A 14632-nucleotide genomic window follows, 5' to 3' on the forward strand; every position below is an offset into this window, starting at 1 on the left:
CTGCTTTCACTCTCCTATAGGAATCTCGATGAGGATGGTCGTGCCGGCGCCGAGCCGGCTCTCGATTCGAAGCCGAGCTTCGGGAGCGTGCATTCGCAATCGGGCTTTGACGTTCGCAAGGCCGACTTGGGAAGAAGTAGACGAGGCTTGCGTATCGAAGCCGATTCCGTCGTCCTGGATCCGAATGACGGCGTAACGCCGCCCTTCTATCCATTCCGCTTCCGCGGTCACCGTCAACAGATTGTCCTTCCCATCCGGCTCGATGCCATGAATGATAGCATTCTCGACAAGCGGCTGAATGAGAAGCTTCGGGATCGAGACGAGAGCCAAAGCCTCGTCGTATCGGATATGGACCGTAAGCTTCTCCTGGAACCGCATCTGCTGCAACAGGCCGTATTTTTCTAGGAATTGGAACTCGCTCTCGATCGTCGATTCCTGATTGTTCTCCAAGCTGTATCTCATCATGGAGCTTAGCGACAAGATCGCCTTCTCTAATTCCTTGGAGCGCCCTTGACGGTTCAAGCCGATGAAGCCGTTCAGCGTGTTGTATAGAAAATGAGGCTGGATCTGAGATTGAAGCGCCCGGTACTCCGCCTTCTGATGGGCAAGCTTGGAGCGGTATTCCTCGTTGATCAGCTCATCCAGGCGGGAAATCATGTTGTTCAGCGAGAAGCCGAGCTGCGCGATCTCGTCCCGCCCCCGGGCGACGAACCTTTCGGACATGTCTCCCTTCTTCACCTTGTTCATGATCTGATTCATTTTCTTGAATGGCTTAACGATCCATCGCGAGAAGTACAGGAATACCGCGAACGTAACGAGAAGCGCGCCGGCCGACAGCAGGAAAGCGATCACGTAGATCCAACGGACCTTGGACTTCAGTTCTTCTTTGGAGAGAAACACGACGATTCGCCAATCCGCGGGGCTGATCTGTCGCGAAACCCCCGTATAGGAGGCGCTTTCAAAAGCTTCCTTCGTCTTGGACGAGGCCAGCCCTTCCTGCAATTCGTGCGACAGCGGATGATTGGCGTAGAGCACCTTCTGGTCCTGATCCAGAATGACGACGGTCGAAGAGACGTTGAAGGAGACGTCCTTCATGATTTTCTCCAGCAACTTCTTGTCGGCATCCGCGAGAATGACGGCCAGCGGACGCCGGGTGTCGGGATCCTTGATCAGCCTGGCGACGGAGAACACTTGCGACACTTGATTCTTGGTTACGTAATTCTGCGGATGCGAACCGATGAAGACGGCTTTGCCGTCCGCTTCAAGAGCCTCCCGGTACCAATCCTCGTCTTGGAATCGAAAGTCATTGTTTAGGGACATATCGAATTTGCCGGTAATATAAGCTGGGCCGTTCTTCGGAATGATGAGCGTGCTCAGGATGTCCGGCCGGGTGTTGATCAGGTAATTCGGAAGCGTCCCCGACAAGGCGCGGTCCGTCTTTAATCGGGTATAATCGTTAGCCGTCTCGTAACGGTTATTGGCCTTTATCTTTAACGCGGTCATGACGTCGTCGCTTAGATAAGGCGACGTGGTCAATCGGTCCAAGTCGTCCAGATAAGTCTCTATGTTTCTCGATAAGGCGTTGATCGTGCCGCTTGTCAGTTTCTGAGTTTCGTTGGATAGGAGGCCCTGGATATAATAAGGCAAGGCGAAAGCTGATATAATGAACGGCGTCACGATGAATAGCAGATAGGTAAGCGTAAGCTTGAATCGGAGCGTCTGAAAGAGCCTCACCCGCATCTTCCTTTCTATTGATAAAGATAGCCTCCTAGGTTCACTTAATCAATGCCTAATGGCGCAAGTGTAGAAAAGAGCGCTTACATCGTAGAATCGCAGCATTATAAAGCGCTTGCAAACAGTCTATCATTAGCTTCAAGTTCACATCAATCATTAGGGGGATGGAAATGAAACGAAACAGAAAGCTTCTGCTCGCTTCGATGCTCACGTTTAGCGTGGCTCTGACCGCATGCGGCGGATCCAACGACAAAGAGAACAACGCTTCGCCTTCCAATGCTTCGCCAAGCGCATCCGCCAGCGCTTCGGCTTCGGAGAACAAGGGCTCGGACAAGCCGGTTACGCTGAACGTCATGACGAACATCAACGACCAGCAGGCCAAAGTGCTGGAAGACATCGCGAGGGAATTCGAGAAGGAGAACCCGAGCATCAAAGTCGAGTTCAGCGCTCCCGGCGCGGAATACGAGAATATCATGAAGGTCAAGATGGCATCCAACTCGATGCCGGACGTGTTCTCGACGCACGGATGGGCGAAGATCCGCTACGCCGACTTCCTCGCCGATCTGAAGGATGAAGCGTGGACAAGCCAGATCGACGACGCGATCAAGCCGGCGGTAACCGACGACTCGGGCAAAGTGTACGTGCTTCCGATGGATCAAGACAAATCCGGTCCGGTCTACAACGCCGATATTCTCGAGAAATACGGCGTGCCCGTGCCTACGACTTGGGATGAATTGATGCAGGCGGCCGAAACGATCAAGACGAAGAGCAACGGCGCAGTCGTTCCGTTCCATATCGGCGGTGCGGATTCGTGGCCGATCGGGCAATTCTTCGATTTCTTCGCGACGCCGGCGTTCATCAGCTCGACGGACAACAATGCGTCCCAATTCCTGGACGGCTCGTTCGATTGGAAGCAGTTCGATAAGCTGCCGCAGATGTTCCTCGACCTGAAGAAGAAGGGCTACCTGAACAAGGACGTCCTGACGGCGAAGTATGCCGATTCCGCGAAAGCTTTCGCGGAAGGCAAAGTCGCGTTCGGCATCTACGGACCGTTCCTGATCGACGAAGCGAAGAAAATCAATCCGGACCTGAAAGCGGGTCTGATGCCGATTCCTTCGATCGCGACAGGCGATCAACCGACGCTGGCAGGCGGAGAGAGAACGACTTGGGGCGTGTGGAAGGATTCCCCGAACATCGATGCCGCCAAGAAGTTCGTCGCGTTCTATGCGAAACCGGAGAACATTGCCAAGGTAGCGGCATCCGAGATCCTGCCGCCGGGCCTCAAGGGCGTAACGATCGACGCCGGCGATCTGACGGACGACTTCCAGCAATATTCCGATCTTCGCGTTCTTCCTTTCTTCGACCGCGTCTACCTGCCGAACGGCATGTGGGACGTTATGTGCAAGAACGGACAAGATCTCCTGGCCGGAGGAATTTCGGTCAGCGAGTTCTCCGAGAACATGAAGCAGGAATACGAGCGCCTTCGCGCCGCTCAATAAAGCAAAGGCAACCGAGAAGAAGCCCGCGGCACCGCTGCCGCGGGCACGCTTTTCCCATAGCGAAACGCACTTAACTATCTTAATATTCAGGCAAATGAAAGAAAGTGAGGAGGAGAGCAGCCATGCCGTCTTCGCAACCGCATTCGGTTCGCCGTTCGAACGCCCCCGGCAAGCCAGGCTTCGTTCGCCGGTACTTCCAGTCCGCTTCGGCGCTCAATTTGATGTACGTGCCGGCGCTCATTTTTTTCGGGGTCTTTATTTTCTACCCGCTGATCAAGGGCTTCCAGATCTCGTTCACGAACTGGGACGGCTATTCCCCTAAGTATTCGTGGGTGGGCTTCGAGAAATATGAACGGATGTTCCACGATAAGAAGATTCTGACGACCTTTAAGAACACGCTGATCTACGGCTTGGGCAGCACGCTGCTGCAGAACTTGCTAGGACTTGCTTACGCCTTGTTCTTGGATCGGAAAATTCGCGGCTTGGGCATCGCTCGCACGATAGTCTACCTGCCGGTTATCATAAGCCCGCTCATTATGGGTTATATCTTCTACTTCATCTTCCAATACGACGGCGGCGCGCTGAACGATCTGGTGGCCGTGCTCGGCAAGGAGCAAGTGGATTGGCTGTCGAGCGGACCTCGCGCCGTCTGGATCATTACTCTAATCAACACCTACCAATACATGGGCATCGCCATGATTATTTACTTGGGCGGCTTGCAGTCGATCTCCAAGGAATTCTATGAAGCCGCGCAGATCGAAGGAGCCGGCTGGTTATCCCAATTCCGCAACATCACCTGGCCGCTTCTCGCGCCGGCGATAACGGTCAATATCGTCTTGAACATTATCGGGGGACTGAAGCTGTTCGACGTGATCGTCGCCTTGACGAACGGCGGACCGGGCTATGCATCCCAGTCGTTGTCCACGATGATGTACAACCTGTACTTCGCGAGGCAGGATGCCGGCTATGCGGCGGCTCTTGGCAACGTCATGTTCCTCGTCATCAGCATCATCAGCTTGTTTATCCTTTACACGCTGCGCAGAAGGGAGTTGCGGATGTGAGCAGAATCTTGAGCCGTCTCTTCCTTGCCGTCATCTGCATCGTTCATCTCGTTCCGTTCTATCTGCTGCTTAACCTCTCATTCAAGCCCACGACGGATACGAGCAGCAAGTGGCAGCCTTCCTCCGCCATGAGCTGGGATAATTTCTCCAATGCGTGGAGCGAGGCTCATCTGTCCACCGCGCTGATCAGCAACCTGATCATTACGGCCGGTTCGATCGTGCTGGTCGTCATCATCGGTTCCTTCGCCGCGTACCCTCTGGCGCGCCATCGGACAAAGTGGAACGGATTCATCTACATGCTCAGCATCTCCTGTCTGGTCGTACCGAGCTTGACGATCCTTGTTCCGCTGTACAAGTTCATGGTCGATATCCACGGAATGGATCAATATTGGGCGGTTATTCTCGTTCAAGTCGCCTTCGCGCTCCCGCTGTCCATTTTTCTAATGACCGGATTCATGGGCACCGTGCCGAAGGAACTGGACGAAGCCGCGCTCATCGACGGTTGCAGTCGGTTCTCGATATTCCTGCGGATCATTATGCCGCTGCTTAAGCCGATTATTGCCACGATCGTTATCGTTCTAGGCGTGCAGATATGGAACGATTACCAGTTCTCGGTGTTCTTCCTGCAGAAGCCGGACGTTCAGACGATTCCGGTCGCCTTGTCCAGGTTCATCTCGCAATACCACAGCAACATCAACTGGGTGGCCGCCGGCTGCCTCGTGGGAATGCTCCCGATGACGCTCGCCTATCTCTTCTTGCAGAAGTACTTCATTAAAGGAATGGCGGACGGCGCGGTTAAGGGTTAATCCAATACGAGAATCGGATATGAAAATCGAGAAGCGAACCGGATACGGACGGAGAGGAGGAGAGGCATGGCTATCCATTTTGATCAGAGCAATCAGCTCTTTCATCTTTGCACGCCGAATACGAGCTATGTTCTTCGACTGCTGAGAGGGGCTTATCTGCTTCATGAATATTGGGGACCCCGGCTGCGGGAGTATCGCGTTGTCGAGAGAGAGCCGTCGATTCTGACGACGGGCTTCTCGCCGTCCCCGTTCGAGGACGACAAGTCCATTACGTTCGATCGGCTTCCGCAGGAATACCCGGGCTACGGCACGAGCGACTACCGCCATCCGGCGTATCAGGTGGAGCTTGGGAACGGAGCGACGGCAACGGAGCTAGAGTATGTCTCCCATCGCATTTATGCGGGCAAACCGAGCCTGGAAGGCCTGCCTTCTACGTACGTCGAGAGCGATGACGAAGCCCAGACGCTGGAGATCGAGCTTCAAGATTCCGTTGCGGGGTTAGCCGTCGTTCTATTCTATACGGTCTTTCGGGATCACGACGCGATCGCGCGATCGGCGAAGCTCCGCAACGTCGGATCGGATAACATGAACGTACTGCGCGCGGCAAGCATGAGCGTCGATCTCGGGCAGGCGGAGTTCGATCTGCTGCAGCTGCCCGGCTCCTGGGCGAGGGAGCGGAACGTGGAGAGAAGGAAGCTCGCGACCGGCTCGCACATCGTAGAGAGCCGAAGGGGAGCGAGTTCGCATCAGCAGAACCCGTTCGTTGCCCTGCTGTCTCCGGGCGCGGATGAGGAGACCGGAGACGCGTACGGCTTCAGTCTCGTGTACAGCGGCAGCTTCGCCGCTTGCGCGGAGGTGGACCAGTTCCGCAGCGCGCGGGTATCGATCGGACTCAATCCGTTCGACTTCAAGTGGCGGCTGGAGCCCGGGGAATCGTTCCAGACCCCGGAAGCCGTCATGGTCTATTCGTCCGCCGGGCTGGGCGGCATGTCGCGCGTCTATCACCGGCTGTACCGCAGCCGCCTGTGCAGGGGGGAGTACAGGGACCGTACGCGCCCCGTGCTCGTCAACAACTGGGAAGGCACCTACTTCGACTTCGATTCCGGCAAGATCATGGCGATCGCGGAGGAAGCGGGACGGCTGGGGATCGAGCTGTTCGTTCTGGACGACGGCTGGTTCGGGCAGCGGGACGACGATTCGAGCTCGCTCGGCGATTGGTTCGTCAACCGCCGGAAGCTGCCGGATGGACTGGATGCTCTCGCGAACGGAGTGAACGGGCTCGAACTTCAATTCGGCTTGTGGTTCGAGCCGGAGATGGTCTCGGTCGACAGCGAGCTGTATCGCGAGCATCCGGATTGGTGCCTGCATGTCCCCGGGCGGAGGCGAACCGAAGGACGCAACCAGCTCATCCTTGATCTGTCGAGAGAAGAGGTGTGCGACTATCTCATTGCCATCGTCAGCGGCGTTCTGTCGTCCGCGCCGATCTCCTATGTGAAGTGGGATATGAACCGCCACATGACGGAGATCGGCTCCGCCGCTCTCCCTCCCGAGCGGCAGAGGGAGACCGCTCACCGGTATATGCTGGGCTTGTATCGCGTGCTGGAGACCCTCACTTCCCGGCATTCCGGCGTTCTGTTCGAGAGCTGCTCCGGCGGGGGCGGCCGGTTCGATCCGGGCATGCTCTATTACATGCCGCAGACGTGGACGAGCGACAATTCCGATGCGGTCAGCCGGCTCAAGATCCAGTACGGCACCAGCGTCGTCTATCCGATCAGCACGATGGGGGCTCACGTCTCCGCGGTCCCGAACCATCAGGTTCATCGAGTCACGTCGCTTGCGATGAGAGGCGATGTCGCGATGTCCGGCAACTTCGGATATGAGCTTGACCTGACCGAGCTGGGGGATGCGGAGAAGGCGGAGATTAAAGAGCAGATCGCGCGCTACAAGTCTCTCCGCGGCCTCGTTCAGTTCGGCGATCTCTACCGGCTGAAGAGTCCGTTCGAAGGCAACGAGACGGCTTGGATGGTCGTCTCCCCCGACCGGACGGAAGCTTACGTCGCGTACTTCCGGGTGCTCGCGGAGCCGCACATGCCGACGGGAATGCTCCATCTAAGAGGGCTTGACGATGCTAGCGATTATGTCGTCGAAGGGGAGGGGATCGTCCTTGGCGGCGATCAACTGCATCGTTCCGGCCTGCCGATTCCTCCCGGACAAGGCGATTTCTTCAGCGCGACATGGGTGCTGCGAGTTGTTAGATAACGTTTAATACAAGCATAAAGAGGGGCTCCAGTCTTCAACAGACTTGGAGCCCCCTGTTATTCCAGAAGCATCAAGCGGTGCCCAACGTCACGCCTGCCTTCTTCAGGTACTGTCGGTAGGCGATGCTGACGCGGTCGCAGCGGAGCGACAGCTCGGCTTGCAGGTCGAGCGGCAGGTTCTCCGGCTTCTGGTTCTCGACGATCGGCTTGTCCTGGGCGAAGATCATGTCCTGGAACTCGATGATCTCCTGGTCGGTCGTGCCGGTGTCGTAGTTGAAGGAGAGGATGCCGTAGGCAACCGATTTGCCTTCTTCGACGGGGCGCACGGTGAGCATGATCGTCATGAGATTGCCGAGCTCGAGGTCTCGCTTCGTGAAGCGGACGGTGAGCGGGCGCAGGATTTTGTACGTGTAGTAGACGTGCTTCGCTTGGCCGGAGCCGTCCGGATCAGGCTGGTAGACCGCGATCTCCTCGGAGCGAATGCCGTCTTCTTCCTCCACCATGCGGTAGTCGCCGATCTCGGCATGATCGGGCACGCCGAGGTAACCTTGATGGATGAAGGCGAGATGGCCCACGTCCAGGAAGTTCTCGACGATGCGGGGCGGATTGGCGTTCACTTCCTGCGGCCCCCAGATGACGTTGCGGAAGTCGGGATCGCTGTCTTCCGGATAGGCGACAAGCGGCGGCTCGTTGCCGTTCAGGTTAACCCAGACGAGGCCGTAGCGCTCCACGCAGGAGAACTTCTTCGCCTTGGCTTTCAAAGGAATGGCTTGTCCTTCCGGAAGCTGAGGAATCTTCGCGCAAGCTCCGTCGGTATTGTATTCCCACTCATGGTAAGGGCAGACGAGACGGCCTTCCCGGATGCAGCCGAGGGAGAGGGCGGCTCCGCGGTGAACGCACAGATCGGAGAAAGCGTGAACGCCTTCTTCGGTACGGAATAGAACGAGTCTCTCGCGCAGAATGATAATAGAAACGGGACGGTCCTGCAGGTCGGAAGAGCGGCAGGCGACAATCCAATCGTCGGCAAGTACGGGATCAAGTTGCGTAGTCGGCATAAGGTGTCCTCTTTTCATCGTATTGGCCATGATTTCGACCCTTCGTCCGGGTGCTGCCCGGCGAAGAGGAGCCGTGATCAAAACGCGAACATTCATTAACATTCTACAATTTATCGTACGTAAAAATCTATACTTTTCACGAAAAGTACACTATAATCAAACGGTCATTTACTTTTTTCAACCCCATTGAGGAGGTCTCTAGCGAGCATCATGCAGGAACAACAGAGAACAGCGGCTCAAAGCAACGGTTTATTGGTCGGAGTCGACGACAAAATCAGTGTCGGCAAAGCATTCTTGCTCGGTCTCCAGCACGTCCTGGCGATGGATCTGTACATTGCCCCTATCATCATCGCGAGTTTGCTCGGGTTAAGCGGCGGGGATACCTCGTTCTTCATCCAGATGTGCTTCCTTGCGACAGGGATCGGAACCTTGATTCAGACGGGGATCTTCATGCGCCTGCCGGTCGTTCAAGGTCCTTCTTATATTCCGATCGGCGCCATGGCCGCCATCGGCAGCAAGCTGGGGCTTGCGGCCATGACCGGCAGCCTTCTGCCGGGAGCCCTGCTGATCTCGATCCTCGGCTGGCCGCTCAAGTGGTTCGCCAAGGTCGTCCGCAAGGTTATCCCGCCGATCGTAGGCGGTACGGTTATTATGGTCGTCGGCGTCACGTTGATCCCGTCGGCGATGAACAGCATTTTCACCGCTCCCGGCAACCTGGGAGACAACGTCGTCGTTGCGGGCGCATCCGCGGCCGTGTTGGTCATCTGCATGCTGTTCGGCAGCAAGCTGAAGCGCGGCGGCACTCTGTTCCGTCTGCTCTCCGTCATTCTAGCTATCATCGTGGGAACGATCGTCGCTTCCATCTACGGCAAGGTCGACCTCTCCCCGGTCAAAGGCGCCGATTGGTTCAAGCTCCCGGAGCTGTTCCCGTTCGGCAAGCCAACCTTCGATCTTAGCGCGGTCATCACGATGGCGATCGTCTATCTGATCGTTCTGATCGAGACGACCGGCACCTGGTTCGTCGTCTCTTCGGTAACTGGCAGCGAGCTGACCGAGAAGCGCCTGAACCGCGGCGCGCTCGGCGAAGGCCTCGGCTGCTTCGTCGGCTCCGCGTTCGGCGGATCCCCGATGACGGGCTATTCCTCCAACGCCGGCCTGATCGCGGTCACGGGCGTAGGAAGCCGCATGGCTATCATGGCGGGCGGAGTCATTCTGCTCGCGCTAGGATTCATGCCGAAGCTGTCCGTGCTCATCACCTGCATTCCGGATGCGGTTATCAACGGTATTTTCGCCATCGTCTGCGTCGCTATTCTCATGAACGGCATGAAGGTCATTCAACCGCTGAAGATCGATGACCGCAACATGATGATCGTCGGCATTCCGATCGCGTTGACGCTCGGCCTGACGGTATTCCCGAAGGACGTGCTTAACACGCTTCCGGACATCGTGAACTACATCCTGTCCTCGGGTACGGCCGTCGGCGCTATCGCCGCTCTCGTTCTGAACCTCATCATTCCGAAGGGCAAGGAAGAGAAAAGCGAAGATTGATCCCCTGTTGATGCGGTTAATGTTCGGTTTTAGAGACTTCTAAATGACAATATACAAGCTTGATAAAAAAATAAAAGCATAATATCGAATGTTTGGACGAATGACTGCTTGACGCGTACGGATTTATGGGTTAGCATTTGACATGCGGCTTGTAAATCCGGCGCGAGAAGCGCCGAAAGCCGAACATTGGAATCATCTATCGTATATCCTCGGCAATATGGGCTGAGAGTCTCTACCGGGAACCGCAAATTCCCGACTACGACGGATGTGGGATTGTATTATCCACACCCGCTCGAGGTCGGGGATTTTTTTTGCGTTCCTGCGGCCATGGGCGGCATAAGCCAAGCTTTCCTTGATAGGAGGATGACACTTTGAATCATTACGATGTCGTCGTTGTCGGAGCGGGTCCCGCGGGCATATTCGCCTGCTATGAGCTGACTCGCAAGGCCCCTGAGCTTAAGGTGCTTCTCGTGGACAAGGGCCATGAGATTCGCCGCCGCAGCTGTCCCATTCTGGAAGAGAAAATCAAGCTTTGTCCGCCGGCGGCGGGCAAGAAAGAATTCGCCGGCTGCCTGCCCGCTTGCTCGATTACGGCAGGATTCGGCGGCGCCGGAGCCTATAGCGACGGCAAGTTCAATATCACGACCGAATTCGGAGGCTGGCTGACCGATTATCTGCCGCCTTCCCAGGTGCTCTCGCTCATCAAGTACGTGGACGAAGTGAACCTGGAGCACGGCGCGACTCCGAACATTACCGATCCGACGACGGATAAGGTGAAGAATATCGAGCAGAAGGCGTATGCGGCGGGCTTGAAGCTGCTGCGCGCTCAGGTTCGCCATCTGGGCACGGAACAGAACCTGGAGATCATGAAGTCAATCGCGGACTACCTCAGCACGCGAGTGGAGATGCGGTTCAAGACCGAGGTCGACGATCTGATCACGGAGAAAACAGACGGCAAGCACAAGGCGGTCGGCATTCGGCTCAAGAACGGGGAAGAGATCGGTGCGGATACGGTGGTCATCGCCCCTGGCCGCGACGGTTCGGCTTGGCTGACGGAAGTGCTGAAGAAGCGCCGCCTGAAGATGTACAACAACCAAGTCGACGTCGGCGTCCGGGTAGAGACGTCGGACGTGGTCATGCGGGAGATCAACGAGAACCTGTACGAAGGAAAGTTCATCTTCAACACTTCGGTAGGAACCCGAGTGCGCACGTTCTGCAGCAATCCTTCCGGGCACGTCGTCGTCGAGAACCACAGCGGGGTCATGGCGGCCAACGGGCACGCCTTCAAGGACCCGGCTCTCGGCTCGAACAACACGAACTTCGCGCTGCTCGTCTCGCACAAGTTCACGGAGCCGTTCGATAAGCCGAACGAATACGCCCGCGAGATCTGCAAACGGGCGAACGATCTGTCGAACGGCGGTGTCATCGTGCAGAAGTACGGAGACATTCTGAGGGGCCGCCGTTCCACGGAAGCTCGGATCAAGGAAGGCTTCCTGGAGCCGACGCTGAAGGAAGCGGTGCCGGGCGACCTGGGATTGGTGCTTCCGTACGTCACGCTGAAAAGCCTGATCGAGATGGTGGAAGCGCTGGATAAGGTTACGCCGGGTATCGCGTCCGAGCATACGCTGTTCTATGGGGTGGAAGCGAAGTTCTACTCCGCCCGTCCGCAGCTGACTGAGCAGTTGGAGACCGAGATCAGCGGCCTCTACTGCGGAGGAGACGGCGCGGGCGTTACCCGCGGCCTCGCGCAAGCGGGAGCGGCCGGCGTCTGGATCGCGAGAGCGATTGCCGAGAAGGCTGGGGCTAAAGGAAACTAAACGGCAGCAATCGTTTAGGAGATAAAGAGAAAAGGAAGGACCGTCTTGCACCAAGCCGATTTCTTGGCTGTGCGGGACGGTCCTTTTTCTGACGCCTACTGTTCACTCGATCGTTTCTCCCAATGTTGCAATTCAACAATGTTCCCTTCGATATCCGTGGCATAAACGAAAGTAGCCACGGCCTGATTCGGAAATTCCGTTTGAACGAGCTCGCCTATCTGCCCGCCGCCTTCTTGGATGACTTTCTGCAGCACGGCGGCGACATCCTCCACCTCAAAAGCCAAATGAGCCAAGCCGATTCCGTTAATCGCTTTGGGATTCTCGGAATTCAAGCTGTCGTATGAGAGAATCTCCAACGTCGGCGAGGGATCTCCGTATCCGGGTAACGCCAAATGCTCGCCCGTTAGATGGGCATTGCGTATTCCCGTTAATCGATCCACCCAGTCGCCCGTTAGATCGCGCTCCGGCGGTACGGGTTTACAGCCGAATACCCGTTGGTAAAACAGCGATACCCTTCTCCAATCGCGGGCAATGAGGTTGGTGTGCGCATACCTTATCTTCATTTTCATGTCTGCCTTTCCATTTGGAATAGGTGTCTCACCGGCATGTTCTCTCTTATTCCATGCCGCATGCTCCTATTCCTTGCTTTTCGCGTTTTTAAACTCGAGCCGCAGCAGTTTTTAAAGGGAAAGATAGGTGAACGCGGACAGAAGGGCGGATACGATCAGCAGGATGGCGAGCGGCCGCAGGGCATAGCGAAGCTCTCTCAGATTGACGCTAAGGCCGAGCCCGGCCATGGCGGTCGTCAGCAGCAGCGTCGTCATCTGCGCGGCTCCGGCCTCCCACCCGGCGGGCAGCGGCAGCCATTCGCCGGGATGGCTTGCGGCGAGGAAGCTCATCGCGACGAAGCCGAGCAGGTACCACGGCAGGCCGCGCCACCCGGCCGCCGGCACATGGGGAGCCGAGCCGCTTCTCGCGAGGCGGCGGCTGCGGAAGGCTTGCAGGGCGAAGACGGCCGGCACCAGCAGAAGCACGCGGCTAAGCTTGGCGAGCATGCCGGCTTCAAGCGCATCGGGGCCTCCGGCTGCGGCCGCCATGGCGACGTGGGCGATCTCGTGCAGCGTTAGGCCGGCCCATGCGCCGTAGACCGCGTCCGACATCGGCAGCAGCGGCCGCGCAAGCGTATAGCCAAGCGCGAACAGCGTGCCGACGGCGGCGATCATTCCCGCGCCGAGCGCGGTCTTCTGCTCCTTCGAGCCGAGCATCGGGGCGGCTGCGGCGATTGCCGCGGCTCCGCAGATGCCGGTGCCGATCGCGAGCAGCGTCGTCAGCTCGGCGTCGGCTTTGAGCAGGCGGCGCAGCGCCGCGCTCGCCGCGAGCGCGAACAGGAGCGTCGCCGCCGCCCGGGCCAGCAGGGGAACTCCCTGCTGCAGGACAACGTCGATCGGCAGCTTCAGGCCGAACAGAACGATGGCGGCGCGGAGCAGCTTCGTTCCGGCGAACGAGATGCCGGCGCGCAAGGCTTCCGGATACCCGAGAAGATGCCGGTAGACGATGGCGATCAGCAGGGTGCAGGCCATCGGGCCGGCGAGCGTTAGACCGGGAAGGCGGGCAAGCTGCCAGCCGGCCAGTGCCAGAATGAGCGCAAGAATGACGCCGGGTACGACTCCCGGTCGGCCTTCGGGTTTGAGGCTGCGAAGGATGGCGCGCGGGCTTCGCAAAGTATGGGCGGGCATAGGGTTACCCCTCTCTGGATGTGGATTGACCTTGTTCAACGCTTCGTTGGAACTAGAATATCTCGAAATCGATCATAAGGAAAATTGATTATTGTTATGAAGTGTATAATAATTTACTTATAGAAGAGGGGGGTGCGTCCCGAATGGATGCCCAACTGCAAGTATTCGAGACGGTTGCGGAGCTTCGGAGCTTCTCGCGGGCGGCGGAACGCCTTCATATGACCCAGCCGGCTGTGAGCCAACAGATCCGCTCGCTGGAGGAATCCCTGGGAGCCCGGCTGCTGGAGCGGACGAACAAAGCGGTCTCCTTGACGAAGGCGGGAGAGGTCGTGCTCCGGCATGCGAAGGAGATCAACGGGCAATACCGGGCCATGAGAGAGAAGATCGGGGAATTGATGTATTACGTTGGAGGGCCGCTTGCGATCGGCGCCAGCTACACGTTCGGAGAATATGCCCTTCCCCCGGTGCTGGCCCGCCTTCAGCGGGAGTATCCGGCTATCCTGCCGGCCATCTCCATCGGCAACACGGCCGAGGTGGCGGATCGGCTGCGGGCGAGACAACTCGACATCGGAATCGTGGAAGGAGAAGAATTCGGCGCCGGTCTTGTCTCGGAGAAGCTGGCCGAGGACGAGATGGTCGTCGCGGTCGGAGCCGGCCATCCTCTTGCGGCCGTCTCGCCGGTATCGGCAGCCCGATTGGCGGAAGAGACTTGGATGGTGAGGGAGGAAGGATCCGGCACCAGGGCGGCGACGGATCGGCTGCTAGCCGGTCTAAACATCAAGCCGGCCAGGCTGATGGAGCTCGGAAGCACTCAGCTTATCAAAGAGATGGTGGAGGCCGGGCTGGGCGTGACGCTGCAGTCGCGCATGGCGCTGCGCAAGGAGCTGGCCCTCGGAACGATGCAGGTGCCGGAAACGCCGGGAACGCCTTTGAGAAGAGTGTTCTACGTCCTTCTGCGGAATGGCGAACCGAGAACTCGGGCGATTGAGGCTTTTCTCCAGACGTTGAGCTCCGTTGCGTTGAAGATTCTAGGCACGGATCATTCAGACGGATGAACAAGAACAAAACGGAGGGGCGCCCCTGAACGCGCGATGGCGGCGCAGGGATTTCCCATGCGC

General features: G+C 57.6%; 11 protein-coding genes and 1 riboswitch. Of the genes, 7 read left to right on the top strand and 4 right to left on the bottom strand.

The window, feature by feature from the left end; all coding sequences use genetic code 11:
* Window positions 1-6 precede the first annotated feature (6 nt).
* Window positions 7-1734 (bottom strand): cache domain-containing sensor histidine kinase, encoded by a 1728-nt coding sequence (locus ELR57_RS01975; protein WP_158629899.1) that lies wholly within the window; start codon window positions 1732-1734, stop codon window positions 7-9.
* Between the two features lie 170 nt (window positions 1735-1904).
* On the opposite strand from ELR57_RS01975, the gene ELR57_RS01980 reads away from it, so the two are divergent.
* The 4 genes from ELR57_RS01980 (at window position 1905) to ELR57_RS01995 (ending at window position 7359) form a co-directional block, all read left to right on the top strand.
* The gene (locus ELR57_RS01980) at window positions 1905-3233 is read left to right on the top strand and encodes an ABC transporter substrate-binding protein (RefSeq protein WP_158629900.1); all 1329 of its coding nucleotides are present in this window, start codon (window positions 1905-1907) and stop codon (window positions 3231-3233) included.
* A gap of 122 nt (window positions 3234-3355) precedes the next feature.
* Complete coding sequence (locus ELR57_RS01985) at window positions 3356-4294, top strand: carbohydrate ABC transporter permease (protein ID WP_126956700.1); 939 nt, start codon at window positions 3356-3358, stop codon at window positions 4292-4294.
* Window positions 4291-5100, top strand: a complete 810-nt coding sequence (locus ELR57_RS01990; RefSeq protein ID WP_126956702.1) for a carbohydrate ABC transporter permease — start codon at window positions 4291-4293, stop codon at window positions 5098-5100. The genes ELR57_RS01985 and ELR57_RS01990 overlap by 4 nt, the downstream gene beginning before the upstream one ends.
* Window positions 5101-5166: 66 nt before the next feature.
* Window positions 5167-7359 carry an alpha-galactosidase gene (locus tag ELR57_RS01995; protein ID WP_126956704.1) on the top strand — a complete coding sequence of 731 codons (2193 nt, stop codon included), beginning with the start codon at window positions 5167-5169 and terminating at the stop codon, window positions 7357-7359.
* Between the two features lie 70 nt (window positions 7360-7429).
* Here the strand turns inward: ELR57_RS01995 and ELR57_RS02000 are convergent, their stop codons facing one another.
* A complete protein-coding gene (locus tag ELR57_RS02000) occupies window positions 7430-8413 on the bottom strand; it encodes an aromatic ring-hydroxylating dioxygenase subunit alpha (RefSeq protein ID WP_126956706.1) in 984 nt (327 codons plus the stop codon).
* A 210-nt stretch (window positions 8414-8623) separates the two neighbouring features.
* On the opposite strand from ELR57_RS02000, the gene ELR57_RS02005 reads away from it, so the two are divergent.
* Together ELR57_RS02005 and ELR57_RS02010 are read left to right on the top strand one after the other, a co-directional pair.
* Window positions 8624-9961 carry a uracil-xanthine permease family protein gene (locus ELR57_RS02005; protein WP_126956708.1) on the top strand — a complete coding sequence of 446 codons (1338 nt, stop codon included), beginning with the start codon at window positions 8624-8626 and terminating at the stop codon, window positions 9959-9961.
* A 179-nt stretch (window positions 9962-10140) separates the two neighbouring features.
* Window positions 10141-10240, top strand: a riboswitch (purine riboswitch).
* Window positions 10241-10332: 92 nt separating this feature from the next.
* The gene (locus ELR57_RS02010; RefSeq protein ID WP_126956710.1) at window positions 10333-11778 is read left to right on the top strand and encodes an NAD(P)/FAD-dependent oxidoreductase; all 1446 of its coding nucleotides are present in this window, start codon (window positions 10333-10335) and stop codon (window positions 11776-11778) included.
* A 95-nt stretch (window positions 11779-11873) separates the two neighbouring features.
* On the opposite strand, the gene ELR57_RS02015 is transcribed toward ELR57_RS02010, so the two are convergent.
* Together ELR57_RS02015 and ELR57_RS02020 are read right to left on the bottom strand one after the other, a co-directional pair.
* On the bottom strand, window positions 11874-12347 hold the full coding sequence (locus ELR57_RS02015) for a VOC family protein (RefSeq protein WP_202866391.1): 474 nt from the start codon (window positions 12345-12347) through the stop codon (window positions 11874-11876).
* 111 nt (window positions 12348-12458) lie between these two features.
* A complete protein-coding gene (locus ELR57_RS02020; protein WP_126956712.1) occupies window positions 12459-13514 on the bottom strand; it encodes a YeiH family protein in 1056 nt (351 codons plus the stop codon).
* Window positions 13515-13657: 143 nt separating this feature from the next.
* On the opposite strand from ELR57_RS02020, the gene ELR57_RS02025 reads away from it, so the two are divergent.
* A complete protein-coding gene (locus ELR57_RS02025; protein ID WP_126956714.1) occupies window positions 13658-14569 on the top strand; it encodes a LysR family transcriptional regulator in 912 nt (303 codons plus the stop codon).
* Window positions 14570-14632: the final 63 nt, after the last annotated feature.

This window comes from Cohnella sp. AR92, from assembly GCF_003990975.1.
GTDB lineage: Bacteria > Bacillota > Bacilli > Paenibacillales > Paenibacillaceae > Cohnella.